16 protein-coding genes and 2 pseudogenes are annotated in these 26,642 nt (G+C 72.2%); 11 read left to right on the forward strand and 7 right to left on the reverse strand.

Annotation, left to right across the window (positions count from 1 at the left end):
- The first annotated feature begins 212 nt into the window (after positions 1-212).
- Positions 213-6,575: a PKD domain-containing protein gene (locus tag B1L11_RS25585; protein ID WP_143737537.1), complete on the forward strand. Its 6,363-nt coding sequence runs from the start codon at positions 213-215 to the stop codon at positions 6,573-6,575.
- A gap of 242 nt (positions 6,576-6,817) precedes the next feature.
- Here B1L11_RS25585 and B1L11_RS51910 read toward each other — a convergent pair whose 3' ends face one another.
- Both B1L11_RS51910 and B1L11_RS51915 read right to left on the reverse strand, forming a co-directional pair.
- Positions 6,818-8,149 (reverse strand): helix-turn-helix transcriptional regulator, encoded by a 1,332-nt coding sequence (locus tag B1L11_RS51910; RefSeq protein ID WP_306291712.1) that lies wholly within the window; start codon positions 8,147-8,149, stop codon positions 6,818-6,820.
- A 131-nt stretch (positions 8,150-8,280) separates the two neighbouring features.
- A complete protein-coding gene (locus B1L11_RS51915; protein ID WP_256862881.1) occupies positions 8,281-9,513 on the reverse strand; it encodes an ATP-binding protein in 1,233 nt (410 codons plus the stop codon).
- Positions 9,514-9,724: 211 nt separating this feature from the next.
- On the opposite strand from B1L11_RS51915, the gene B1L11_RS25600 reads away from it, so the two are divergent.
- The 7 genes from B1L11_RS25600 (at position 9,725) to B1L11_RS25625 (ending at position 17,249) form a co-directional block, all read left to right on the forward strand.
- Positions 9,725-11,725 carry an AAA family ATPase gene (locus B1L11_RS25600; protein WP_179155320.1) on the forward strand — a complete coding sequence of 667 codons (2,001 nt, stop codon included), beginning with the start codon at positions 9,725-9,727 and terminating at the stop codon, positions 11,723-11,725.
- Positions 11,608-12,501, forward strand: coding sequence for a LuxR family transcriptional regulator (locus B1L11_RS25605; RefSeq protein WP_079316877.1), 894 nt, complete (start codon positions 11,608-11,610; stop codon positions 12,499-12,501). Before B1L11_RS25600 ends, B1L11_RS25605 begins: the two co-directional genes overlap by 118 nt.
- Before the next feature lie 492 nt (positions 12,502-12,993).
- Positions 12,994-14,145: a DUF3103 family protein gene (locus tag B1L11_RS25610; RefSeq protein WP_079316878.1), complete on the forward strand. Its 1,152-nt coding sequence runs from the start codon at positions 12,994-12,996 to the stop codon at positions 14,143-14,145.
- Between the two features lie 889 nt (positions 14,146-15,034).
- Positions 15,035-15,493: a MarR family winged helix-turn-helix transcriptional regulator gene (locus B1L11_RS25615; protein WP_256862882.1), complete on the forward strand. Its 459-nt coding sequence runs from the start codon at positions 15,035-15,037 to the stop codon at positions 15,491-15,493.
- Complete coding sequence (locus B1L11_RS51920) at positions 15,490-15,870, forward strand: hypothetical protein (protein ID WP_256862883.1); 381 nt, start codon at positions 15,490-15,492, stop codon at positions 15,868-15,870. Before B1L11_RS25615 ends, B1L11_RS51920 begins: the two co-directional genes overlap by 4 nt.
- Positions 15,804-16,922: an MFS transporter gene (locus B1L11_RS25620; protein WP_256862884.1), complete on the forward strand. Its 1,119-nt coding sequence runs from the start codon at positions 15,804-15,806 to the stop codon at positions 16,920-16,922. The genes B1L11_RS51920 and B1L11_RS25620 overlap by 67 nt, the downstream gene beginning before the upstream one ends.
- Positions 16,923-16,955: 33 nt before the next feature.
- The gene (locus tag B1L11_RS25625) at positions 16,956-17,249 is read left to right on the forward strand and encodes a DUF1330 domain-containing protein (protein ID WP_079316880.1); all 294 of its coding nucleotides are present in this window, start codon (positions 16,956-16,958) and stop codon (positions 17,247-17,249) included.
- A 275-nt stretch (positions 17,250-17,524) separates the two neighbouring features.
- Here the strand turns inward: B1L11_RS25625 and B1L11_RS51925 are convergent, their stop codons facing one another.
- The 3 genes and pseudogenes from B1L11_RS51925 to B1L11_RS25635 all read right to left on the reverse strand — a co-directional run bounded on the left by B1L11_RS51925 (position 17,525) and on the right by B1L11_RS25635 (position 19,940).
- Positions 17,525-17,803, reverse strand: a complete 279-nt coding sequence (locus B1L11_RS51925) for a hypothetical protein (protein WP_372974723.1) — start codon at positions 17,801-17,803, stop codon at positions 17,525-17,527.
- 302 nt (positions 17,804-18,105) lie between these two features.
- Positions 18,106-19,011 (reverse strand): annotated as a pseudogene (locus B1L11_RS51930) (carboxylesterase/lipase family protein); the annotation flags it as partial.
- Positions 19,008-19,940 carry an MBL fold metallo-hydrolase gene (locus tag B1L11_RS25635; RefSeq protein WP_079316881.1) on the reverse strand — a complete coding sequence of 311 codons (933 nt, stop codon included), beginning with the start codon at positions 19,938-19,940 and terminating at the stop codon, positions 19,008-19,010. The gene B1L11_RS25635 and the pseudogene B1L11_RS51930, both read right to left, overlap by 4 nt.
- Positions 19,941-20,025: 85 nt before the next feature.
- Here B1L11_RS25635 and B1L11_RS51935 point away from each other — a divergent pair.
- Both B1L11_RS51935 and B1L11_RS25640 read left to right on the forward strand, forming a co-directional pair.
- Positions 20,026-20,313: pseudogene (locus B1L11_RS51935) on the forward strand (ATP-binding protein); the annotation flags it as partial.
- Positions 20,314-20,342: 29 nt separating this feature from the next.
- Positions 20,343-22,955, forward strand: a complete 2,613-nt coding sequence (locus B1L11_RS25640; RefSeq protein ID WP_256862885.1) for a LuxR family transcriptional regulator — start codon at positions 20,343-20,345, stop codon at positions 22,953-22,955.
- Here the strand turns inward: B1L11_RS25640 and B1L11_RS25645 are convergent.
- Positions 22,952-24,871 carry an FUSC family protein gene (locus B1L11_RS25645; RefSeq protein WP_079316882.1) on the reverse strand — a complete coding sequence of 640 codons (1,920 nt, stop codon included), beginning with the start codon at positions 24,869-24,871 and terminating at the stop codon, positions 22,952-22,954. The two genes, B1L11_RS25640 and B1L11_RS25645, sit on opposite strands and share 4 nt — an antisense overlap.
- A 432-nt stretch (positions 24,872-25,303) precedes the next feature.
- Here B1L11_RS25645 and B1L11_RS45605 point away from each other — a divergent pair, with 432 nt between their 5' ends.
- Positions 25,304-25,444, forward strand: coding sequence for a twin-arginine translocation signal domain-containing protein (locus B1L11_RS45605; protein ID WP_143737541.1), 141 nt, complete (start codon positions 25,304-25,306; stop codon positions 25,442-25,444).
- Between the two features lie 164 nt (positions 25,445-25,608).
- Here the strand turns inward: B1L11_RS45605 and B1L11_RS25655 are convergent, their stop codons facing one another.
- Positions 25,609-26,637, reverse strand: a complete 1,029-nt coding sequence (locus B1L11_RS25655) for a nitronate monooxygenase family protein (RefSeq protein WP_079316884.1) — start codon at positions 26,635-26,637, stop codon at positions 25,609-25,611.
- Positions 26,638-26,642 lie beyond the last annotated feature (5 nt).

The raw sequence follows: 26,642 nt of genomic DNA on the forward strand, positions 1-26,642 counted from the left end.
GGAGAGTATTCCGTGAAACGTTTATTCAGCCGGGCGCTGGTGCGGCGGTCGGCACTTCCCGTGCTCGCCGCGCTGGCCGGCTCCCTTCTCACCCCGATCCCCGCGCTCGCCGCGGGTGATCCGCGGCCGTTCGGCGCCCGGCGGCGGCCGCCCTTCCCGACCCCGGCTCCGTCACCTACACCGACCTCGGCTCCCTCGGCACCATTCCCATCTTGGAGTTGAACCTGGGGGGAAAGGTCAACAAGAAGGGCGAGGGAGCCACGGCGATCAGTGGGCAAGCGGTCACGCTCGCCGCGGACCGGCCCCTCAAGGACATCAATGGGCGTCTCGGCGCCGACGTCACGGGGAGCCGTGCCTTGGACGTCAACGACTACGGCACGGTTGTGGGCACGTACACCGCCTACTCGAAGGGCGAGAAACACACCGGGTCCTTCATCTACTCCGACAAGGCCGGGGCCAAGCTGCTGGAGGGCAGGTCGGGGGCAACCGCCATCAACAATCTGGGGCAGGTAGCGGGCGGCTCGTGGGTCTACGATCCCTCAGACGACTCCTTCCTGGACCTTCGGGCGTACAAGGGCCAGAGCGTCAGCGTCAGAGGGATGAACAACTTCGGCGCGACCGTCGGCATCGCCGATGAGAGCCCCGTGCCCGCCGCCTTCCGCAGCCGGCCGGGCCAGCGCCTCGACATGGCCCGCGACCACCTGGAATACCCGGGTGGGTCCACCATGGCCATGGACATCAACGACAGGGGCGAGGTCGCGGGCTACGCGCGCGTGGGCGGCACGGACACCCCCGTCTACTGGGACAGCAAAGGCACGCCCTACACGATCCCGACGCGCCGCGGCGGCATCGCCTACGCAATCAACAACTCGAGTGTCGTCGGCGGAATGATGTACGGCGACGGCCCAGGCGGCTCTGTGGAATCGCTCTGGCGTGCCGCCGTCTGGTTCCCGGACGGCACCGCGATCAACCTGAACGACCTGGTGCCGGCCGAGCAGCGGAACGGTCTGACCCTGCGGCAGGTCACCGGCATCAGCGATCAAGGGGTGGTCTTCGGCAACTCCATGGCGCTCGACGGTTCCGAACGGGTCCACGCCTTCATGCTCGACCTGCACCTCGGCGAGCCCACGATCGACTCGGTCAGGCTTCTCACGCAGTTGCCCCCGTCCACGGCGTTCGTCCCGGTGCCCGACAGAGGGGTGTACGAGGGCAACAGGGTACGCGTCAACCTACAGGTCACCAACCCCACAAGTCAGCGGCTGAACAGGACGCTGCAGGTGGTCGAGGAGGGGACCGGCAAACCCCTGCCGAACGGCACGTTCCCGCTGACCCTGAAACCCAACGAGACCGTCGAGCGGACACTGGTGTGGGACACCAAGGGCTATGCCTGGCTCGACGGCAAGCCGCACTCGGATCGCTCCCTGTCGATCCGGCTCTTCTCCGGCACCGGTTACGTCGAGGGTGTGGACACGAAGGAGAGGGCACCGATAAAGATCCTGCCCATGCCTCTGGTGCTGGTCCACGGCTTCACGAGCACAGCGGACACCTGGAGCGCGTTCGGCACCTTCGCCAAGCAGCAGCACCCGGCCCAGGAGGTCTACGCGGTCGGCGACGGGCGCTGGCCGGGCACGATGAACACCGGCGACAGGCGTCACCCGGAAAAGAGGACCAAGAGCCTGCTGGAGAACGCCGACGAGGTGAACATCTACACGCAGCACATGCGTGAGGGACTGGGCGCCGACAAGTTCCGGCTGGTCGCTCATTCCATGGGCGGCAACATCTCCAAAGAGTACATCTTGAGCCGGATGCCGGACGGGGTCGACGGCAAGCCCGTGGTGGACCGCCTGCTGCAGATGGGCACCCCGAACATGGGGTCCGCGTGCGCGGACGCATTGCTCGGCAACGGGCTGTCCAAGTATTGGTGGTCGCCGGCGTTGCGGCACAACGGCACCGCCTACGTGGCCGGCCTGAACAAGTTGTTGCAACTGGCCGGGTATTCGCGCGGTGTTGTGAAGGGTGTGCCGATCTCCAACCTCGTCGGTCTGGGCCGGCGCCTGCGCTGTCCCACCAAGGACTGGATCTGGCACGGCGACGACACCGACGGAGTCGTCGAATCGACCAGTGCCTTCTGGGACCTGCTGGACACGCCGACCACCCGCAGCGAACACAGCGAGATGGTCGCCAACCAGAAGGACTACGCCGGCTACATCGCCCCGCGGCTGATGCAGGGAGGGTCCACCAGCTCGGGCATTCCGGGGGGAACGCCTCTGGCGCCGGAAGGCGCACCGCACAAGCGGCTCGCCGGTGCGGCGAACGAGTCCGGGACGACCGGGACAGCCGGCGTGAGCGCCGCCGCGGCCGAGGGCGGGGGCGGGGGCGAGGCCAGTTCGCTGTTCGCGTTCCCGTCGGCGATGGTGGAGGCGGGCAAGACGGTCAGCGTGCCGCTGGAGGTGCCGCAGGGCACCGCGTTCGGCGTGGTGACGGCGCTGCCGCCAACGGCGGGAGTGCTGCTGCGTGACCCGTCCGGCAACCCGGCCGCCTCCTCCGCCGCGGGCGGTGACGACGCCAAGGAGCCGATCCAGGCACTGGACGTCGACAAGCCGCAGGCGGGGATCTGGCGGCTGGAGTTCAGCAACACCGGGTCCGAACCGATCCAGGCCTGGGGAAGCGCGTGGATCGCGGGCACCGCGGTGAACGTGACGGCCACGGCCGAGCAGTCCTCGGAGGAGGGCCGGGTCACGGTGTCGGCCACCGTGACCGACGGCGGTGACCCGGTTTCCGGGGCGACGGTGCGGGCCACCCTCACCGGTGAGGACGGTGCCGATCACGAGCTGACCCTGACCGACGAGGGGGCCGGCGCGGCCGGTGACGGCGTGTACGGCGGCACCACCGAGGCGCTGGCCGACGGCGTCTACACCGCCGTGATCACGGCCGACACCGCCAAGGGCATGCGGGCCACGACCGCCGGTGTGGAGGTCAGGCAGGTCGACACCCGGGAGTTCCCGTTGACGCTGTCGGCGCAGTCCGGAGGGTCGGTGGCGGCCTCGCCGGCGCGGGACTCCTACCGGGCCGGGACGACGGTGAAGGTGACCGCGACCCCGGACGCGGGGCGTGTCCTCATCGGCTGGGTCATCGACGGCCAGGAGCGCGGCCCCGGCCCGCTGACGGTGACCATGGACAAGGCGCACACGGTGGAGGCGCGGTTCGGCACCTACCAGGTGACCGAGATCGGCACTCTGCCCGGCGGGGATGTGACGAAGACCGACGCGTGGTCGCTGAACGACCGCGGCCAGGTCGCGGCGACGGTGACCGGCAAGGACGGCAGGCAGCACGCGGTGCGCTGGCAGGACGGCACGTTCACCGAGCTGGGCGGCCCGCCCTGCACCGACGGCACGCTCACGTGCGAGACCGGCGCCGTGGGCATCGACGAGGCCGGGAACGCGTCCGGCTGGGCCGTGGCGACGACGCGCGGCTACAACTCCCAGCACGCGGTCACCTGGCGCAGCGACGGCTCGGTCACCGACCTGCAGCCGAACGACACCGCGGCGGCAGCCCTGGCCGAGACCCTGAACGACAACGGTCAGGCCTTCGGTGCGACGGGGTGGCACAGGTACGTGATGTGGGATCGCGGGGCCATGCTCCCGGTCCCCGAGTACGACACGGGCTTCAACTACCAGGGTGAGGCGGCGCAGGTCAACATCTCGCGCATCAACGGCAGCGGCGAGGTCGCGGGCGCCTACGCGCTCGGCCGGAACTCCCAGAACGAACCGACGGAGACCGTTCCGGCGGTGTACGCCGACGGCGTGCTCACCAAGCTGCCGATGGGCGCCGTGGAGGGCTGCGCCGGGACCGGCGGCAGAGCCAACGACCTCAACGACACCGGTCTGGTCGTCGGCACCGTGCGGTGCGGCTACACCGAGAGCACGACGACCAAGCGCGCCTACGTCTGGAAGGACGGCAAGCCGACCGACCTGGGCGCCGGTGAGGCGATCGCGGTCAACGACAACGACCTGATCGTCGGCCTCGAGCAGGAGCCGCGGCGCAACGGCATGCGGTCGCCGGTCATGTGGGTGGACGGCACCGCGTACCCGCTCAAGGATTTGCTGTCCCGGCCGTGGTGCCCGGAAGACGGCCGGAAGACGACCGTGCCGTGCATGGGCATGGCCGGCTCGTGGTCGGTGCGGGACGTGAACTCCTCGGGCCAGATGCTGGTGGCCGGGTTCGTGCGCGAGCCGGCGCCGGCGGAGGACGGTGGGTTCCACCAGGAGAATCGGATGTTCCTGCTGACGCCCACCACGGCGCAGGCGGACCTGAAGGTGGAGCAGACGGTCACCCCGGCCGAGCCGGGACCGGGCTCGACGGTGATCTGGACCACCACGGTGACCAACCGGGGTCCCGACACCGCGACCGACGTCCAGGTCGACGTGTACGTGCCCAAGGAGCTGGCCGGGGTGGCGGTGTGCGAGCCCTGGCGGGGCAGGTGCGCGCCGATCAAGGGCGGGTTCCGTACCAAGATCAACAAGCTGGAGCCGGGCTGGGACGCCGTCGTCGAGGTGTCGGCCAAGATCCCGGCGACCACGGCCGACGGGACCGCGCTCACGGCCAAGGCATGGGCGGTTCCCCTCGAGGTCCGCGATCCGAAGACGGACGACAACGGCGCCTCGGCCACGGCGACGGTGCGGCCGTTGCTGAACACTCCAGGGGTGGTCTGGCAGGACCCGGTCAAGATCGGTACGACCAGTTACCCCGTGACGGTGACGCTGACCAACCGGCTGGACGCCCCGATCCCGCTGAAGGCGATCGCGGTGGAGGGACCGTTCGCGCAGTCCAACGCCTGCCCGGTGGAACTGGCAGTGGGGGACAAGTGTGTCGTGACGGTGACCTTCAGTCCGACGGCGGAGGGTGCCGCGAGCGGGAAGCTGACCTTTAGCACCGCTGACGGCGCCGCGCCGGCGTACACCGTCACCCTGGCGGGAACCGGCGTCGCCGCGGTCAACTCCAGGCCGGTGATCAAGGTGCCGTCGGCTCCGCTGCGCGGGGTGGCCGGTACGGAGTTCACGCTGGAGGCGGAGTTCACCGACGCCGACGTGAACGACACGCACACCGCGAAGGTGACGTTCGGAGGCGCCGAACCGGAGCCGGCGACGGTGAAGCAGCAGGCCGGCGGCGGCACCGTCACGGCGACCAGGACCTTCACCGCCCCGGTGAACGGCATGGCGCTGGTCATCGTCAGCGACGGTAAGGAGACCACCATGCAGGGCATCCCGTATGTCATCGAGGCGGCGCCCGCCAACACCGCTCCGGTGGTGACGGCCGGACCGGACGCCGAGGTGACGGTGGGGGAGAAGCTGCAGCGCAGTGTGTCCTTCACCGACGCCGACTCGGCCTCCTGGTCCGCCACGGTGGACTACGGCGACGGGTCCGGGGCCCAGCCGGTCACGCCCGGTGCCGACAAGCGGATCGGTCTGGAGCATCAGTGGGGAACCGCCGGGACCTACACCGTCACGGTGAAGGTGAAGGACGACGGCGGCCTGGAGGGCACGGCGAGGTTCACCGTCACGGTCAAGACGGCCGAGACGCCGAACCAGCCCCCGAAGGTGACGCTGCGGACCGGGTTCGACACCGTCGAGGCGGGCAGCGAGTGGATCGGGATGGGGTCGTTCACCGATCCCGACTCCTCCTCTTGGAGTTACACCGCCGACTACGGCGACGGGGCGGGCCCGCAGCCGCTCACGCTGACCGCGGGGCAGCTCAAGCTCGTCCACGCCTACGACAGCGCCGGTGACTACACGGTGGTGCTGACCGTGACCGACGACAAGGGCGGCTCGGGCAGCGCGCCGCTGGTCGTGCACGTGACCGACGCCGCACCCGAGGTGGCGCTGAAGGCGCCGGTCACGGCCGTGGAGGTGGGCACCCCGGTGACGCTGACCGCCTCGTTCACCGACAGGGCCAAGGGCGACACCCACACCGCGACCTGGACGGTCGGCAAGGAGCAGCTCACCGGTGCGGTGACCGAGCACGACGGCAAGGGCACGCTGGCCATGCCGCACGTGTTCACCGAGCCGGGCCTGTATCCGGTGTCGGTCACGGTGGCCGACAACCACGGCGGCCGGACCACGGCCGACGCCGCGGGCGGCGCGAAGGCCCATGTGCTGGTGTACGCGCGAACCGCGGCGCTCACCGGGGCGGGCACCCTGGCCATCCCCGCCGGGGCCTGCACGCTGACCGCGGAATGCGCCAAGGCCGGCGAGGCGTCCGTGACCGTCACGGCCCACTATCCGCGCAAGGGCAGGACACCGGCCGGGAAGCTCCGCTACTCGGCGCCCGGCTTCACCCTGGACGACACCTCGTACACGGTGCTGTCCACGACCGGCGCCACCGCGATCCTGCGGGGAACCGGGCAGGTGAAGGGCGTGGGGAAGGTGTCCTTCGAGGTCACCGTCCTGGACGCCGGGGCCGGTGACAAGGACCGCCTCCACCTGGTCGCCCGGGACGGCAAGGGCACGCTGGTCTACGACAACCAGCCGGCCGGCGCGCCCTCGCCCATGACCGGCGTCCTGCGCGTCGCCGGCTGATCGCACCCGCCGTCGTCGAACCGGCGCCTGCCCGGGCCGTTCCCGCCAGGGATGGCCCGGGCAGGCGGCCCGTCTGCGGGCCGTGCGCCGGGTGACGGCGGTCGCGCCGCAGGACGGGGCCCTGATCGCCGTGAGGTGGGCCCGCACCCTCGGATACGGCTTCGGCTTCCGGCACGAGCCGGCGCCCGGACACCGGGCGCCGGCTCGGCGCGTCAAGGAACTCGCCGTTCCGGCGACCTCGATCACGGCACCGGCCGGGTGCCCGGAAACAGGGAGGACACGGGATGGCCAGGCGCATGCGCCTGCCCGGCGTGGGACAGCGGGAGCGCGGCGGCGAGTTGCCGCCGGCTGCGGACGCCCAGCTTGTGGTAGGCCCGGGCCAGCAGGTTGGTGACGGTACGGACCGAGACGCCGAGGTTTACGGCGATGGCGGAGTTGCTGAGGCCCGCCGCCGCCAGCTCGCACATCTCCCGTTCCCTGCTGGTGAGAGAGGAGAGGTTCGCCGAGGAGGACGAGGACGGCGGGGAGACGGGTGGGAGCCACGGGGGGCGGAGGCCGTCGCAGCGGCCGGCGAGGTCGTCGAGGCGGTCCCGCCCGGTCCGGCCTCCACCCGGCACGGCGCCGGCGGCCTCGAGGGCCAGGCCCGTGTAGCCGAGTTCGGCGAACCGCTCGGCGAGCCCGCGCAGCGCCGGGCCGTCGCCCGTGGCCAGCGCTTCGCCGTGCTCGGCGAAGAGCTCGAAGAGCGGGCTGTCGCAGGCGGCGGCCGCCTCGCGAAGGCGGGCGGCCGCCCTGGGCGAGGGACGGAGCCGCACGTGGTAGTAGGCGCACTCGACGCCGGTGGTGAGCCGCGACTCGCGCAGGTAGCGGTCGGCGAGCCGGTTGGCGAGGTCGGCGGCGTGGGCCAGGCTGCCCGAATACGCGAGCAGCCGGATCCGGCTGAACTCCAGCCTCTCCTGCAGGCTCAGACCGTCGGGGATCAGCGCGCGGAGCTGGTCGAGCTCCCGGGTCGCCTCCTGCGGGCGGCCGAGGGCGGCGAGGCACACGGCGTACTCACATCCGATGAAGACGCGCAGCGGGAAAGGGGTGTGCTCGTCGGCGAGCGCCCGTGCCTCGCGCAGGGGGGCGAGTGCCCGGCCCGGCCGGCCCTCCCACATCGCGCAGTGACCTCGCATGTGCGCGGTGATGGCGACCTCGGACGGCTCCGCACGCCCGACGGACTCCGAGTAATAGGCCTCCGTGAGGGGGAGCGCCTCCCGGAGCCTGCCCGCCAGCACGAGTGCGTTGATGTGACAGGCCGCAGCCGACCCCCGCATGGCCGGCCACCGGGAGGGCGGCTCCAGCGTCCCGCGGTCGAAGTCCTCGGCCGCCCGCGCGGGCCTGCCGCGGAAGGTGAGCCGATAGGCGCGCAGGACCATGGCGGCATCGGCGACCAGCGGGCTCCGGGGGCCGCCGACCTCGGCGGCGGGAGGCGGGGCCGGGTTGGTGATTGAGACGGTCCCGGTGAAGAGCGCCAGCCCGAGTTCGGCCACGCGGAGATCGGCCGACGACGCGGCGTCCCGGGGCCGTCGTGCCATCTCCGCCTGCGCCTCCGCGGGCCGGTTGAGCCCCCAGAACAGGTTCAGTGAGCGCAGCGCGACCGTCTCGGCGCTGTCTCCGCCGTGGTCGGCCAGCAGCCGCTCACCGTCCGCCGCCCGGCCCTGGGCGATCAGCGCCTGGCCCCTGAGAACCGCCCCGGGCGCACCGTGGACGTGCTGTGCGAGGTCCTCGGCGAGCACGGGGTCGCCAGAGGCGAGTGCGAGGCCGGCCGCGGCGACCGCCTGTGCCAGCGGTACGTCGAGGCCCGCCTCCAGCCGCCACAGCACGGTCGCCGGGTCGCCGTCGTCGGGGACGCGGTCTCGGCCGCGGCGACGATCAACTCCCGGTACCTCTGCCGGCGGCGCAGCAGGCCGATCCCGGCGAGCAGGGCCTGACGGTGGAGCGCGTGGGACATCGTGACCGCGTCCGCCTTCCCGCTCGAGGTGAAGGCGACGACCCCCCGATCCGCCAGTCTGCCGACCGTCGGCGATCCGGCCAGGTGCTCGAAGGTGGCCCGGGGGAGGGATCCCGTCAGGGCGACGTACTCGAGGGCCTCCGACTCCGGCGCGCTGAGCGTGGCGAGGTCGGCGGCGACGAGTTCGTGCAGGCGCGGATGCCTGCCGGGAGACCCGCGCCAGGACCAGACCTCGCGGACCGACGCCAGGTCTTCGGTGTCGAGGCCGATGCCGACGACGCGGCGCAGCAGCAGCGGGTTGCCGCGGGTGATCCGCCACAGCATGTCGGCGGTGAGCCCGTCGACCGGCCCGTCCAGCACCCGGGTGAGCAGATCGAGGACCTCCGTGCGGGGCAGGTTCGCCAGGCGCAGCACGCGCAGCGGACCCCTCCCGCACAGGTGGGCGAGCGACCCGTCGAGGCGCGCGCCGGAGCGAGCGGTGAGAAGCAGCGTGACGCCCGCGGTCCTCACCAGGTCGCCGACCACCGCCGCGGACGACGCGTCGAGCTGATCGGCGTCGTCGATGCCGAGCACGACCCGCCGCGCCGGGGCCGCTACGCCGCGGGCGCCCCGGCGGGCTTCGGCGACGGCGGCGGAAAGGCCGGAGAGTCCGGAGAAGGCGCCGGCGGCCGGCCGGCCGACGATGTGCAGGCCGGCGATCCCCACTCCGGGGATGTTCCTGGTGGCCTCGGTCGCCGCTCCCCGGACGATCAGGGTGTCCGCTCCGGCGCACTCGCCGAGCACGTGGTCGATGAGCCGGGTCTTCCCGACGCCGGGTTCACCGGTGACGAGCACTCCCGATCCCGAGTGCCGCGCCATCGCCACGAGAACCTCCCGCGTCACCTCCTCCCGGCCGGTCAGAGGCCATTCCAGGGCGTCCGCGGGACGTTCGACGGCATGTTCGATCATGATCTCTCCGGAGTCGGGGTGTGCTCCCTCTACCCGCCGGCCGCCTCTCATCCCCCTCCACGGGATCCTCCGCCGACCCGTCTTCTCCGACTGATTGTCTCCCGTTATTGTCCAATTTTGACACCCTCTAATGGATTATTTGCTTTTGTCCCATACATGTGGTGGAAAAAGTGCGCTTCCCGATGAACTTCAGGCGAGCGGGGGAGGTCGTGTGCGAGCGCGCGAGGACGTCGACGGACGGGCTTCCCGCCCTGCCTGGCCCTTCCTGGGGCGTACGGCGGAGATCCGGGCCGCCGTCGCCCAGCTGAGGCGGCAGGGCGAGCCCGGCGTGCTGCTCGTCGGGGAGGCCGGGGTCGGCAAGTCGCGGCTGCTCGACTCGATCGTCTCGCGCTGCCGGGACGAGGGCATGCACGTCGTCGTCACCGCCGGGGCGGAGGCGTCGCGCGGGCTGCCGTTCGCGACGATGGGGATCCTGCTGCCGGAACCGGCCGGCGACGACACGGCGAACATCTTCGCGGCTGCAGCCGGTGCGATCCGTGAAGCCGCCGGCGACCGCACCTGCGTCGTGGTCATCGACGACCTGGACCAGCTCGACGACCTGTCCGCCGCCTTGGTCCAGCATCTGGCCGCCGTCGCCGGGGCGCGCGTGCTGGCCGCCGTCAGGGCCGGCGTCACCGGCGCCCCCGCCGTCACGGCGCTGCTGCGACGGCCGTTCGTCCAGACGACGGAGGTGGAGACGCTCGACCGCCCGACGGTCGGCGCCCTGCTCACGGCGGCGCTGGACGGGCCGGTCGACGGAATGACGATCGACAGGCTGTGGCGCGTCACCCGCGGCAACCCCCTGTTCCTGCGGCATCTCGTCGAGGAGTGCCGGGCCTCGGGCACGTTGCGCCGCGTCGGGGAGGTGTGGCGGTGGATGGGGCGGATGCCGATCCAGCGCGGGCTGCGCACCATCGTCGCAGATCTCCTCGCCGGCCTCATGGAGGAGGAGGCCCGCGCCCTGTCGTACGTGGCGCACGCCGAACCGGTGCCGCTCGACCTGATCGAGGCGCTCGTCGATCCGTCCGTACTGGTGAAACTCGAACAGCGCTCGCTCATCACGGTCGAGCGCGTCCGGCGCGACCTGCTGGTGCGCATGGGTCACCCGCTCTACGCGGAGGAGGTCCGGGCCCGCTCCGGTGAGGACCACCGCCGGAGCGTCTACCGGGCTCTCTCCCACGCGGTCACGCACACCTCCTCGCCCATGGACGGGGCGCGGCTGCGCGCGGTGACCTGGCAGCTGTCCGCGGGCGACCCGGTGCCCGGCGATCAGGTGGTGCAGGCCGCCGCCGAAGCGCTCGCCCGCTGCGACGCCCCCCTGGCGGAACGGCTGGCACGCCACTCCGGCACCACCGCCGCTGTCGACGTGCTGGCGCGGGCTCTGGTGGCGCAGAACAAGGCGGACGAGGCGGAGGAACTGCTGAGGCGGCGCATGGCCGCCGGGGGACCGCCGCCGGAGCTCGCGCCGGTCGCGGCGTTGCGCGCGCTCAACCTGTTCTGGAATCTGCGGCGACCCGCCGAGGCCGAGGAGGTCGTCCGCGCGGCTCGCGCCGGCGCCCCTCTCGCCGGCGAGGCCGCCGCCGAGCTGGCCGTCGCCGAACTGGCGCTGGCCGCCTTCGGCGACGGCGCGGCCGATCTCGGCCCGGCCGGCCTGGCCTGCCTGTCCACGGGAGTGCGGGACGGCGTGATCGCGAGCGTCCGCGAGCCCCTGCAGGCCTACCTCGACATCTACCTCGGCCGGCCCTCCCTCGTGGTCGACGGCTACGCCTCGGGGCGGCTGGGTGCACCGCGGGTGTGGAGCGCGATGGGGGCCGCCACGGCGCCTGCCACGTGCAGGCCCTCGCCCTCGCCGGCTGTCTCGACGGGGCCTTCGCCACGGCCCGCACCGGCTATCGGGCGGCGATCGAACGGGAGGACTCCGCCGGCGCCTCCCTGCTCTCCTTCGAGCTGGGCATCTGCGAGGTGTGGGCGGGACGGCCGGGCCGGGCGCTGCCCCACTTCCGGGAAGCCCACGCGCTCCTCGACCATCACGTGCCCTTTCCGATCCAGGTCTACGTGTTCGCCGAGTACGCGGCCTGCCTGGCGGCCGTCGGCCGGTTCGACGAGAGCCGCCGGGTGCTGGACGACATCGCCCGCCGGCTTCCCGCCAGGTCGCACCTGCACGACCATCTGACCCTGTCGAGGATCCGCATCGACGCGCTGGCGGGTGCGGACCGGGTGAAGACCGCCGAGGCCGGCGCCTCCCTGGGGGAGCGCTACCGGTCCGGCGGATGGTTCACCAAGGCGGTCGAAGCCTTCTACCACTCCGTACGGCTGCACCCCTCGCCCTCCGTCGCGGACGCACTGCACGAGGTGGCCGGGCGCTGCGACAGCCGCCTGTTCCTGCTGTTCGACCGGCACGCCCGGGCGGCCGTCGACGGAGACGCCGACGGACTGGCCGCGGTGGCGGACGCCCTCGCGGAGTGGGGCTACAACGGCCTGGCCGGTCAGGCCGTCGCGACCGCGGCCGAGATCGCCGCTGAACGGGGCGAGCACCGCCTGACGGCCCGGCTGCGGATCCGAGGCCGCGAGCTGGCCCAGTCGTGCGAGGGCTACTGGCCGCCGTGGACGGCGACATTCGAGCAGCAGGCGGCGCTCAGCCCGCGCGAGCGGGAGATATGCGAGCTCGCAGCCGGCGGCATGACCAACGACGCCATCGCCGCACACCTGGCCCTGTCCAAGCGGACCGTCGCCAACCACCTCCAGCACGCCTACGGCAAGCTCGGCATCCGCGGCCGGAAGGATCTGCCCGCGGCCCTGGGCATGCCCCGGCCGCTGCCGCCGGTCGGGCCTGCCTGGACCACGGGCGGCCCGACACGTGACGGCGTGGGCGAGGGCGGCCGGAATCAGCCGCATGAGACCGGGCCCACGCCGGCGGGTATCTCGCCGTCGTCCCGCTGCCAGGAGTAGCCGGTCTCGGCCAGACCGAGTGCGAGAACACCGTCCGCCTGCGGCCGCCTCCCGCCGTTCACCCGCATGTCGAAAGAACGGCCGGGGCGGCCGTCGGAGGGACGTCGGCGGCGCGCGCGGCGCCCCAGCGCCGGGAGCGCCCGCACCGGTCTCGAGCCTGACATGTCTCTCGTCTTCCTGTCGCCGGATGTACAGGGTTTCGGCGTTAGAGCACCAGGCCCCGCGATCCCGGGGAGGGCGTCGCTGGGGGCCGCTCCTGCGGTGTCTGCTCGTGGGCTGATCTGCGTATGCCGACAGCATCGACGAGAAGCGCGCGCCGGTCATGAGTAACCGATGCTCATCCGTGGGCCGTGATCCAGATGAGTACCGCCTACTCATGACCGTCGTCCCGGGGTCGGTGACGCTGACGGCGACGGGCACCCCGGCAGGCGACCCCTGCCGGTCCAGGTGGTCCGCTCGGTTGATCGTTCCCCCCACGTGAGGAAGGTCCACGTGAAGAAGACCGCGGTATACGCCGCACTCGCCCTGGCCGCCACGCTCATCGGCGGTGTCTCCAACTCACCCGCCGCGACGGCCGCACCGACCCCTGCCCCCGCCCCGCAGGCGGCGGACGCGTCCGCCGCCGCCCGGGCCGACGCGCTGGACGGCTTCAAGCGCCACCTCGCCGAGGAGGTGGCGCGCCGCCTGGGCGATCGGCGGTTGCGTGACGCGCTCACCCACGAGCTGGCCGGTGACGGCGAGGCCGACCTGGCGGCGCTGCTCGGCTCCGTGCCGGGCACTCAGGACCTGGCCGCGTACGCCCGCGACGCCAACAGTCAGATCCTCAAGCTCAAGGGCATCGAGGCCGAGGGGGCGCTGCTGCAGATCCGGATCGACCCGCAGTCGGTCGAGCGCATCTCGGCGGGGGGAACCCTGGTGATGGCCACCCCCTCCGGCGACGAGAAGACCGTCCGCACCGTCGTCGCCTACGGCTCGAACGGCCACACCCAGGAGCTCGACGCCTTCAGGGCGCCGCAGCGCCCGGTGCTGATCGTCGGCCTCGACGAGCACAAGTCCGCCGAGCTGGCGCAGCAGACCATCCGGCGCTACCTGACCGAGGCGGGCATCGGCGGGACCGACCGGTCGGCCGCCGACGAACCTCAGACGAGCAACAGCCTGGCGACGCGGCCGGTGTCCACCGTCTTCCGCATCGTCAACCGCGACGACCACGAGCCGTGGTACAAGGGCGGGCCGGAAATCTACGCCTGGGTCGCTGGCGCGGGGCTCGACGGGAAGGCCCGCGTGGACCAGGTGGAGATGCCGTACATCACCAAGGAGGGCACGGTCTACTCGCCGGGGCAGTCCCTGATCGAGTGGTCCAACTTCAGCTGGACCTCCGTGGACGTGGTCTTCATGGAGCACGACGACAACTCCGACCTGTCCGGGCTGATCCGTGCCGTCGTCGACGGCGTGCTCACCGTAGCCGGCTACGAGAAGTACGTCCCGGTGGCCGACAAGATCGTCGCGGCCCTGCCCAGCGGCTGGACCAAGGACGACGACGACTGGGTCGACTCCTGCTACAACATCAACCGCCAGACCACCGACGTGCACTGCGCTGCCATTCCCAGCGGAATGAGCCTCGTCCTCGCCTTCCACTGGCTCTGACGAACGAGGCCGTCGGCGGTGACGCGGGCGCCGGCGGCAGTGCAATCGGCGGCGGCCCCGACAACCCGGGGGCCGCCGTCCATCTCGCCGGTGAAGACGACGAGAGCGCCCGGTGGCAGTTCGAATCGGGTTATGGGGGCGCCAGGAGTCCCGGCGCATCGGTCAGGGCGTCTTCGACGGCCGCGTCTGGTCGGCCCTTTCGGCGTCTCGGGGACCATGTCATCTTGTATGCGACCTCATGGCGCTTCTTTACTGCGGCCAAGATGGAAGGTCCCCGCTATCGGCGATGTCAACGTCACTTGGAGAGTCTGCGTCATGGGACGGCGGCTGCAGAGGCGGACGGGAACAGCGGTGAGCGCCGCAACCACGACCACGGCAGGCAGGAGCGGACCGGCGCCGCTCTGCAAGCGCTCGCCGCGGCCTTCGGCAGCGCTCACCGCGCCGAACGCGTTGGGACAGTGTCGCCCCCACAGCGTGTGCACAGCAATGACGGCCTCAGGGAACTCGGACAGAACCACCGAGAGTATTACGGAGAACCGTTGCTTCACCCGGGCGCGGCTCGGCCGCAGGGGAGACGTTGCTTGATCATTCCGTGAGGGATGTCATGAGTCCTTACACAGACGTTCTCGGACGTCCCAGGCGCGCTATGTCGGGGGAGCGTTCGCCGCGCGTCGGGGGTTACGCGCTGCGGCGTTCGGTCTGGACGAAACGCGCTTCCCAACGGGCGAGCAGGGCTGCGTCCTCCTGCGGGTCGCCCGCCAGTTCGGAGAGGGTGATGGCGGTCACGGCATGAACGTCGTAGTCCGGATCGCGTGGAGTCACGCTGACGGCGCCATCGGCGTGCGAGCATTTCCATAAACTATGAATATAAAAATGTTATGCTTCGAGCGTGAATCGTCAAGACATCGCTCCTGACGCGTCCGCCGCCATCGCGGCAGCCCTCTATGGCCTGGCCACCAGGGCCGCGAGACGCCTGCCCCGGGACATGAGCCTGACGTCCGCCGCCACCCTGGCCACCCTGGACCGGACCGGCCCGCGGCGCATCACCGATCTGGCCGCAGTCGAGGGCGTCACCCAGCCCGCGATGACCGCCCTGGTCCGGGTGATGGAGCAGTCCGGCCTGGTCGAGCGGCGGGGCGACGCGTCCGACAAGCGGGTCACGCTGGTGTGCCTGACCGAGGCCGGCGCCTCCTATGTCCGGACGCGGCGCCAGGCGGGCGTCCACGCGTTCGAGCGGTTGATCGGCGAGCTCACCGGCGACGAGGTCGAGGCGCTGGTGGCGGCCCTTCCGGCGCTGAAGCATCTGGCAGAGCTCGAAAGCCAGGACCGTGAAGGGCCGAAGCAGTGACCGGGCAGCCGGTCGGCTGGGGCACGGTGAAGGCGTCCCCGGTGGCGCGTTCCGAGGCGCGGCTGCTGGTCCCCGCCCTGATGTTCATCGCTTTGGTCGTGGCGGCGGTCGCCAGCCTCGGGACGCCGCTCATCACCAGCGTGGCGACCTCGTTCCACGTCTCGCTCGGCAGCGCGCAGTGGACGCTGACCGTCGCGCTGCTCAGCGGCGCCGTCGCCACGCCGGTCCTGGGCCGGCTCGGAGCCGCCCGCACCGGCGGGCCACGATCCTCGCCACGCTGGCGGTCGTCGTCGCCGGCAGCGCGCTCACCGTGCTGCCGCTGCCGTTCGCGTGGCTGCTGGCCGGCAGGGCGGCCCAGGGCGTCGGGCTCGGGCTGACGGCGCTGATGATGGGCGTGGCCCGGGACCATCTCCCCGAGGAGCGCAGCGCGGCCGTGATCGCCCTGATCTCGGTGGTCTCGATCATCGGGGCCGGCGTCGGCTATCCGCTGGCCGCACTGCTCGCCGAGCTCGGCGGGGTACGGGCCGCCTACGGCCTCGGCCTGGTCGTCACCGCCGCCGCCCTCCTGACCGCGTGGCGCTCCATGCCCGAAGCCCCCGAAGGCCGCTCCGCCCACGTGGACGTGGCAGGCGCGGTCGTCCTGGCCGCTGCGCTGCTCCTGGTGCTGTTCCTCGCCGGCGAACGGAATCTGTGGAGCCGGCACCTCGCCGTGGCGGCGGGCCTCGCCGTCGTCGCGGTGGTGCTGCTCTGCGTCTGGGCCGTCATCGAGCTGCGCAGCACGACGCCCCTGGTCGATGTGCGGGCGGTGCGGCACCCGGCGGTCGCCGGGGCGAACCTCGCCATGGTCGTCGGCGGGATCGGCATGTACCTCCTGCTCACGCTCATCACCCGGTACGCGCAGACGCCGCACGGCGCCGGCTACGGCTTCGGGCTGACGACCTTCGTCGCCGGGCTGGTCCTCATCCCGTTCTCGGTGCTGGGGTTCGTCGCCGGCAAGCTCACGCCGCGGGTCCGGACGCGGATCGCCGACCCCCTGCTCCTGGCCGGCAGCGCCGTCGTTGTCGGCGGCGGGTTCGCCCTGTTCGCGGCGGCCCGGTCGAACCTGGCCGAATTGTTCGCGGCGATGGGCGTGCTCGGCTTCGGCGTCGGCGGCTTCTCGGCCGCGATGCCCGGCGTCATCCTGGCCGTCACCCCCAAGAGCGAGACGTCGAGCGCCATGAGCTTCAACTACGTCGTCCGCAGCGTCGGGTACTCCCTGGGCAGCGCCGTCGGCGGCCTGATCCTCGCCGCGGGCACCGGCCCCGGCCACCTCTTCCCCGACGACAGCGCCTACACCACCGCGGCGCTGGTCGGCATCGGCGCCATGGCGATCACGACGCTGACAAGCCTCGCTCTCGCCCGCCGTCGCCCGTCCGAGACCAACCCGTAAGTCAGATGCACTCACCCCAACACTGGAGGTTCCATGCCCAAGGGCTACTGGGTCAGCGTCTACCGCACCATTTCAGACCCTGAGAAGCTGGCTGCCTACAACAAGCTGGCCGGTCCGGCCGTACGGGCCGGGGGCGGTCGGACCCTCGTCCGTGGTGGTCGGGTCGTGGCGCATGACGCCGGAATCGCCGAGCGCACCGTCCTGGTCGAGTTCGACAGCTTCGAGCAGGCCGTCGCGGCGTACGAGAGTGCGGCCTACCAGGAGGCGCTGGCCGCCCTCTCCGAGGGTGTCGAGCGCGACTTCCGAATCGTGGAAGGCATCGACTGACCGAGGTCCAGTCGATCTTCACTGAAGATCCACCATTTTGGTTTTCGCTGGTGCGGCTGCTGGTGTGGCGGGGTTCGTGGGTGCTCGTGCTGGTCGTGGGCGGCTGTCTTCGGTCTTGATCGTCTGTCGGCGGTCGAGTTCGAGGTTCGTCAGGACGAGCAGGGCGCGGAGCAGGTTGGTGGCGCGGGCGGGGCGGAGGCGACGCCGGTGAGCGCTGGGCGGCGGTTGGTCTGTGCCGGCGGTGATCATGCTGAGAGAACCTTGGTGGGAAGCGGTCAGGGCCACGCGTGGAGCTCCTCGCCGTGCGGGTCGTCCACCATGCTCCACTCGGCGCCGATGCGCATGGTGGCCCGGCGGGCGGTGTCGTAGCGGTCCCAGCCGGGGTGGCCGGTCGCGGCGAAGGCCACCCAGGCCGCGTGCATCCGGGCGGCCAGGTCCGACGGCGGCTCGTACGGACCGAGCAGAGCCTGTGGGCCGCGCAGCCGGGGCAGGTCGGCGACGTCGAAGACGAACGGCAGCTCCACGGCGTGGGTGGCACCCAGCTCGCCGTCCAACGCGTTCGAGCGCCATGCGAACGAGTAGCGGTAGGTGGCGGCGGCCCTCCCCGCGTGCGCGTCGCCAGCCGCCGGCTGCCCACACCGAACAGGGCGTCGCCCATGATCGCCGAGCGCAGTTCGCCGGACGACGCCTGCGGCCGGGCCCTGCGGTAGGCCTCGACGAGGCGGGCGGGCCGCGGGTGCGAGCGGGCCGCGGCGGCGTGCACGTCCGCCGCCGTCGAGGTGGACAGGTTCCCGAACGGTGCGAGGTAGAGGTTGCCCTCCTCCGTGTTCGTGCCCACCAGCAGGTCCACGCCGTCGCCGCGGCCCGCGGCGACGGCCTCGGCCGGCTGCCGGTCGAGGACGATGCTGAAAGGGCTGAGCCCGATGAGCGGGTCACTGTGGGTGTCGGTCCGCAGGTCGATGCCCGACAGTTCGGCCATGACCTCGACCAGCCGCAGGTCGGGGATGCCGGCGAAGGCGTCGGCATGCGCCTCGACCCCGAGCGCGTGGGCGGCGGCGCGGGTCACCCGGGCGGCCTGCTCGGGCGTGAAGGCGCCCAGGCCGCTGCCGCTCTGCATGATCACGCGCCGGAACAACCCTTCGGCCTCGGGCGTGGCCAGCACGGCGCCCACGATCGTGGCGCCCGCGGACTGGCCGAACAATGTGACGCGGGCCGGGTCGCCGCCGAACGCGGCGATGTTCTCCCGTACCCATCGCAGGGCGGCGATCACGTCGAGCAGGCCCCGGTTGGCGGGGGCACCGGGCAGGTCGAGGAAGCCCGCGATGCCCAGCCGGTAGTTGAGCGTCACGAGCACGACCCCGTCCCGGGCGAAGGCGGTGCCGTCGTAGAGCTCCGACCTGGTGGATCCCGCCACGAAGCCGCCGCCGTGCACGAACACCATCACGGGCAGCCGCTCTCCAGCGACCCCCGGCGTCCACACGTTGACGGTCAGGAAGTCCTCGCCGGGGATCCAGCCCGGCCCGAAGTACGGGGTCATGTCCACGCTGCCGAGCCGGCGTTCGGCCTGCGGCGCGGTGGGCCCGGGCTCCGTCGCGTCCCGTACACCGTCCCAGGGGGCGTGCGGTCGTGGAGCGGCGAATCGGGCGGCGCCGGTCGGCGGTGCGGCGTACGGGATGTTCAGGAACACGGTCGTCCCGTCGCGCCGCAGCCCGCGCACGACGCCCTGCGCGGTGAGGACGGTGTCCGCCGCGTGGTGGTTCATCGGGCCTCCTTCGAGGTCGCGGAGTAGGGGGCGAACGGAGCCCAGCCTTTGATGACGAACCCGTTCCCTTCGCGGACCACCTCGGCGGCTCCCTGCCCGCCCAGGTGCGCGGGGACGACCAGGGCGCCCAGGTCGGCGGCCCAGTGGAGGATCCTGCGGCGGGTGGCGCGGGCCGCGGCCGGGTCCTCGCAGAAGCAACTGTTGGCGTCCGGCTCCACGAACTGCACGGGGTTGTGCACCAGGTCGCCGACGAACACGGCGCGGTCCGTGCCCGATTCGAGGGTGATGACCGAGGACCCTGGCGTGTGCCCCGGCGCGAGGTCCAGGCGCAGGTTGGAGTCGATCGTGTACGAGTCCTCCCACAGGTGTGTCAGCCCCGCCTCGTGGACGGGGGCCACACTGTCCTCGAACACGTTCTGGTTGCCCCGCCCGAGCAGCGGCTTGTGCTCGTTCGCCGGATTCCAGAAGTCGAAGTCGGCCTTGGAGATGAGGTACGTGGCGTTGGGAAAGGTCGGCACCCAGGTACGGCCGTCCAGGTAGGTGTTCCAGCCGACGTGGTCCACGTGGAGGTGGGTGTTCACCACGATGTCCACGTCCTCGGGCCGTACGCCGGCCTCGGCCAGGTTGTCCAGGAAATCGGTGTCGAGGCGACTCCAGACCGGCGAGTACGGCCGCTCCTTGTGGTTCCCGACCCCGGTGTCGATGAGGATGTTCCTGCCCTCGCTGCGCAGCAGCCAGGTCTGAATCGCGGAGTTGACGATCCGCGTCTCGGGATCCACGAACTGCGGCTCCAACCAGGAGGAGTGCTCCTCCCAGGTGCGTGGCGAGCTTTCCGGGAAGAACGTCTCGGGCGTCATGTCGACGGGCCCGTAATATTCCCAGACCCGTGTGATCGTGACGTCGCCCAAAGTGATCTGATCGGCAGGCATGAGCGTTCCTTGATCGGACGAGCGGTGATCGGTGCGACGAGATCCGCCGCCCGTTCATCGTGGGCCACCGCCGGGGGCCGGCGGTATGCGTCAGGTGACTGCATCCGTTGCGGGGGCACGCACTTGCTACCGTGACAGCGAGGGGACGAGGACCCGCCGTGACGCCGCGGTCCTGTCCGGTGAGACTTCTGGAGGGCCTGTGGACGGGCGGGCGCCGGGTTGCCGCGCCACAGCGGAACGTGACGCGGTCGTCGGACGGGACGCCGAGGTCGAGCGGCTCTCCGCTCTGGTGACGGACGCGTCCGACGGCGGCCGGGTCCTGCTCCTGTCCGGAGCCGCGGGGATGGGCAAGAGCACGTTGCTGGAGTACACGGCCCGCCGCGCCGAGGAGGCGGGCGCCGGGTGCTGCGGGCGAGTGGTCGCGAGTCCGAGAGGGATCTGGCCTTCGCGGGCCTGCACCAGCTTCTCCGGCCGGTGCTGGACGAGGCGGACCACCTGCCGGACCGGCAGCGCCGGGCGCTGCTCGGCGCCTTCGGGTTCGTGCCCGACGCCCCTGATCCGCTGCTGACGGGGGTCGCCGTGCTGACTCTGCTGTCCCAGGTGGCCGAACGGGCGCCGCTCGTGCTCGTGCTCGACGACGCCCAGTGGATCGACTCCGCCTCCGCCGACGCCCTCGCCTTCGCCGCCCACCGACTGGACGACGACCCCGTCACCCTGCTGGCCGCCGTACGCGACGACGACCCGGTCGCGCCGCCGGTCGGCGCACGCGACGACGGGCCGGGGTTCGGCCGGGGATTGCCGACGCTTGTGCTGCCCCCGCTCGACCCCACGGCGTCCCGGCGGCTGCTCGACCTGCGCGCGCCCGATCTGACGGGCAGGATGAGGGAACGCGTGCTCGAGCAGGCCGCGGGGAACCCTTTGGCCCTTCTCGAACTGGCCGACCACGCTTCGCTTGATCCCGACGACCACGGCCCGCTGCCGGTCGGCCGGCGGCTGGCGGCCGTCTACGCCGCTCGTCTGGCGGAGCTGCCGGAAGCCGGGCGACGGGCCCTGTTGCTTCTGGCCGCCGCCGACGTGGAGGATCCCCCGGACGCCGTGCTGGCGCTGCTGCCCGACGCCGACGACAAAGCCTGGCCCGCCGTCGAAGACTCGGGGCTGATCCACCGGGCAGGCCGGCACGTACGGTTCCGCCACCCACTGGTCCGTTCCGCGGTCTACCACGCCGCCCCGTTCGACGCCCGCATGGAGGCTCACCGCGCGCTGGCCGACGCCCTGCGAGACGAGCCGGACCGGCGTGCGTGGCATCTCGCCGCCGCCACGCTCCACCCCGATGCGGAGGTGTCCGCCGCCCTGGAGCAGACGGCCGACAGGGCTCGCAGACGAGGCGGCTACGCGGCGGCGGCCAGGGCGCTGGCCCGCGCGGCGGAGCTGCGTCCCGGGCGCGACGACAGCGCCCGGCTGCTGGCGGACGCGGCCGGCCTGGCCGTCTTCACCGGAGACCTGCCCTGGGTGGAGGAACTGGCCGGCCGGGCCCGCGCACGCACCGACGACCCCGCCGTGCTCGCCGCCGCCTCACTGCACGTCGGGCGGCTGTCCGCGCTGACCGGGCAGCACGCCGCCGTCTTCGGCGGCATGGCCGCGATCGCCGACGACCTGGCGGCCGAGCGACCTGCCATCGCGCTCGACGCGCTCGCGGCCGCCGCGGTGCTGCGCTTCTACTCGGGTGAGGAGTTCCAGCGGCGGGAGATCGACCGGCTCCTCCCACGCCTGCCCGCCGGGCCGCTGCGGGAGTGGGCGCGGATCGTGTCGGATCCGCTGGGCGGGCGCGAGCTGGCGCCTCGCCTGCCGGACATGATCGCCGCGGCCGGGGGGCGCTCCACAGCGGGTGATCGCGAAGGGGGTGGCGACGGCGCCGGTGCGGGTGGTCGTCCCGCGGAGTTGACCGCGCTGGCCGTCGCGGCCTGGGTGCTGGATGAGACCCCGCTGGCGATCCGGACGTTCGACGAGGCCGTCGAGTCGTGGCGCACCGACGGGCCGCTCCCCGACGGGCTCGGCGGCGTCGTCGCGCTGGCCTACTTCGAGTACGGCCGCTGGGATCGGGCGCGTGCGGTCTGCGCGGGCCTCGGCGCGCTGCCGGCGGCGGCCAGACTCAACCACGCCGTCGCGTGCGCGCACGCCATCGAGGCCATGGTCGTGGCCTGCCAGGGCGATGCGGCGGGCGCCCGCGCTCTCGCCGATGAGGCGCTGCGTCTGGTGGATCCGCTGGAGAGCCGATCGGTCGCCGTGTACGCGCGCCGCGCCCTGGCCGCCGCCGCCATGGCGGAAGGCGACTACGAGGCCGCGTATGAGAACGCGCGGGTGGTCTTCGACGCCGACGGCGCCCCCGTCCACTACCACGCCTCCTACCCGGCCCTGCCGGAGCTGGCGGAGTCTGCCGCGCGTGTCGGTCGTGAGGCCGAGGCGATCGAGATCGTCGAGCGTTCGGCCTGTACTCTCGCCCGCGGCGGCTCGTCCCGCCTGCGGAGCCTGGTGCGTCACAGCCGTGCGCTGCTCGCCGAACCCGAGCACGCCGAGCCCGAGTTCCTGGCGGCACTGGCCGATCCCGCGCTGGAGCGCTGGCCGTTTGAGCGTGCGCAGGCGGTGCTGAAGTACGGGGAATGGCTGCGCCGCCGTCGCCGGATCGCCGAGGCGCGGCCGTTCCTCACCGCGGCGTACGACACATTTCGCCGGCTGGGGGCGCGGCCGTGGAGCGAACGCGCGCAGGCGGAACTGCGGGCGGCCGGTCTGGATGTCGACGCGACCGACCCCCGAGCCTTCGCCGGCCTTTCCCCGCAACAGCAGCAGATCGTCCGGCTCGCCGCCCGCGGGCTGACCAACCGCGAGATCGGGGAACGGCTCTTCCTGTCGCCGCGTACTGTCGGCTCCCACCTCTACCGCACCTTCCCCAAGCTGGGCGTCACCGCCCGCTCCCAGCTTCGCGACGTGGTGGAGGCGGCGTTGGGGTCGGCCGTCTAGGTCACGACGCAGTGGGCGGCGCCGTCGTCGAGTGCCTGCGCCAGTTCGGCCGTCGCCTCGTCCAGGCGGTTCACGTGATAGCTCTCGCGGGACGTACGATCGGCGGCCCACCGGCGGTCGGCGGCCAGCCGGGCCAGCGTGCCGCGGCCGTCGTGGCAGGGGATGGCGGGCCACCCACCGGCCTCCATCAGGCGGATCGCCCGGTCCAGGTTGGCGCGGACGTGCTCGGCGGCACGGATCTCGTGCCCTGTCTCGTCCGCCTGAGCCGCTGCGGTCACGGCGGCGAGGCTGCGGACGTGGTAGGCGCACGACTCCAGCAGGGCGAGCAGGTGGCGCGCGTGGGCCCGGCGGGCGCGACGCGGGTTCAGCGGGTGGGTCAGCGGGCGAAGGGCACCGCGCAGCTCTTCCAGAGCCCGATCCAGCTCACGGGTGTCGAGAGACCTGCCTCCTTCCGGCACACGCGTACGCCGGAGGGCACGCAGCACCTCGAGCAGGCGCTCGCCGCCTGCCCGGCGCACGGTCGTGGGCAGCACGAGCGCCCCCGCCAGCACCCCGCACAGCGCACCGAGCGCGGTCTCCCAGATGCGCAGCGCGAGCAGCTCGGCCGAGAACGTGCCGAGCAGGACGAAAGCCATGGCGATCAGGCAGGTGATGAAGAAGGTCACCGCCCAGTACGCGTTCGGCGGGGTGCGGAAGACCCCGAAGACGCACAACAGCGACACGCCCAGGGCCGACGGCACGTCACCCCCGGCCACGGCGGCGATCGCCAGCCCGCACGCCACGCCCAGCACGGTGCCCAGCACGCGCTGGAAGCCTTGGATCAGGACCTCCCCGAGGCTCTCTGTGCCGACGAAGACGACCCACGCGGTGAGCACGGCCCAGTACCAGCGTTCGGACGACGACAGCTCGCCGCTCACGACGGCGACGGCCGCCGCCGCGGCGGCTTGCACGGCCTGCCGCGGCGCGACGCGCCTCAGCCGGCGGGCCGCGCCGGCCGTACGAGGGCCGCGGTCCGCCGGGGCGCCGGCGACCGATCGCAGCCCGTCGACGGCACGCATCAGCTCGCCGATGGCGTGGTGGACGTCCCGGGGCACGGCGGGGGCTCGGTCGCACGTAGTTCCCTCGAAAGCCGGACCGGAGCGGACGGCCAGCACCGCCAGCCGCTGCGCGGCCGTTTCGGCCCGCACGATTCCCTGCAGCACCCGGTCGGCGGCGCGTCCCCGGTCGAGGAGATCGGCGATCATCAGCGCGCTCCGGTGCAGCCGGGCGACCCGGCGTTCCAGTGACCGCGTCAGGCGGGTGTCGTCCCCTCCCGCCCGGACCACCTCGATCGCGCCGAGCACGACCTGCTCCAGATGGAAATCGAAGGCACGCCGCAGCCGCCGCAGCGTCCTGGCGGGGGTCGTCCGCAGCAGGCCGAACCCCACCAGCGCGTCGGCGGCGAAGCCGACGCCCACCGCGGCGGACACGCCGGGCAACTGGCTCAGCCGCGCCCCGAGGAACTGGGTCAGGAAGTACGCCATGAAGGCGAAGATCCCGAGCGCCTGCTCCCGTGGCCCGTACCGGCGGACGTACACCGCGCAGAAGACCAACAGGACGAAGACGGCCTCGGCCGCCCCGGGGAAGGACGCGAGCGCGCAACCCGCGAGCAAGACGGCGGACACCAGTGGGACGGCGGCGACGACGACGAGTACCTGATCACGCGGAGGGCTGTCGCCGGTGGCCAGCGCGACGGTGAAGGGGGCGAAGCAGCCCGCGACGAGGAACGCGGCAGGAAGGTCCGTCAAGGACAACACGGCCAGGGTGAGGGCGATGCCCGCGACGGCTCTGAGTGCGGTGGTCGTGCGCACGAGCCCCGGATCGCCTGCGGCGAGGCGATCCCACGCGCGTGCCGCGCGCTGCAGCGAAGTGCCCATCGCTTTCCTTGCGGTCGTACGGATTCCTCGGCCATCATGCGGACGCGCAGCCCGGCAGGGGTATCGGCCGGATGACTGCACTTCGACGGACGCGGGCGCACCGCCCGTCCGCGAGGGCCGAGGCGTCAGCCGCACGCACCTGCGGCCGATCGGCACCCCGTCCGTGCTGTCGGAGGCCGGGTGACCGGCAGTACGGGCGTGTACCTGCCGGCCGAGATCTGCGACCAGGGCCTGGCCGACAAGCTTGGCATCCTCCTGCCCTACCTGCGGCGCCTGCACGCCCACCAGCCCGCCCTCAAGGTGTCCCGTTTTTCGGCTGACTGGGGGTTGTCTCCCATCTCCGACGGGTGCCAAGGCGGTTCTCCGCCCGGTGATCGCGCTCCTAGCGTTGCCACCGCACGGATTGCAGGTGCGAGCAGGAGGTGGTCGATCGTGAGCAGGGTGACCCGCCGCGGATTCATGGGCGGGGCGGCGGCACTCGGCGGAACGGCGGTGCTGGGTTCCGGCACGCCGTCAAGGGCGGAGGCGCTGGAGCCGGGGCCGGTCCGGATAGATCCCGGTGACCCCCGCTAGGAGGATCTCGCCGTAGGGTCTGTCCAAATCAACGGGTCTGGCCCGATGTTCTTACAGTCCCGCGCCGCCGTCAGAGCGGTTCAATTGGGTGCGCTCCAGGTGGGTGCATCCGTAATCGGTTGCGCTTGTCGGGACTGCCGGCACTCCAGCCTCGGTCACAGGACTCATAGCTGAGCAGCGAGTCGGGTAAGGGTGTCGGCGGCGGATTCGGCCTTCGCTTGCCGGTAACCGGTTCCGGCCCACAGGTGAATCAGGCGTGTGTCGCCGGCCGCGGTGGCTGCCTTGCGGAGTGGGCTTGTGAGGTGGTGCAGGGCGGGGTAACCCTCCGGGGCGATGGGGTCGTAATGATCGATGAAGTAGTTGCGCAGGGCTCGCGCGGGCCGTCCGGTGAAGGCGCGGGTGACGGTCGTAGTGGTGAAGGCCGGATCGGCCAGGGCCGCCTTGTGCGGTGCAGACGCTCCGCTCTCGTGCGTGCACAGCAGGACGGTGCCGACCATGACGGCTTCCGCGCCTGCGGCCAGCGCGGCCGCCACATCGGCGGCGGTGGTGATTCCACCGGTGGCGATGACGGGCAGGGCGACGGCGCGACGTACTCCAGCGATCAGGTCGGTCAGCGGGATTGGCGCGGGCACCCGCGCCGGGGTGAGCGTGGCCGAGTGCCCACCCGCGGTCGGCGCCTGCACGATCAGCGCGTCGACGCCGGATTCAGCCGCCCGGCACGCTTCATCGGCTGAGGTGACGCTCTGCAGGACGGTGCTCCCGGCCCTGCGGAAAGCACTGACGACCGCGCGATCCGGGATGCCGAAGGTGAAAGACACCCAGGGGACGGGAGCGGAGGTCAGCACGTCGATCTTGTCCGCCCAGTGGTCGTCGTCCTCAATCGGTTCCTCGGGCAGCTTGAGGCCATAGCGGTCGGCCTCCGCCTGGACCGCCCGCGCGTAGCGCCGGTACGCCTCCTCGGAGACCGGGACCGGGTTGGGAACGAACAGGTTGACACCGAATGCGACGCCTTCCGCGCGCGTGGTGTGGATCTGCCCGGCGAGTGCCTGTGCGGTCTTGTACCCACCGGCGAGAAAGCCCAGGCCGCCCGCTCGGGCGGCTGCGGTGACCAGCGCGGGCGTGCTCGGTCCACCGGCCATCGGCGCTGCGATGACGGGAAGGTCTACTCCAAGGCCGGCCAGCAGTCTGCTCACGACAA

Origin of the sequence: Microbispora sp. GKU 823 (assembly GCF_002027145.1) — a bacterium.
Classification (GTDB): domain Bacteria; phylum Actinomycetota; class Actinomycetes; order Streptosporangiales; family Streptosporangiaceae; genus Microbispora; species Microbispora siamensis.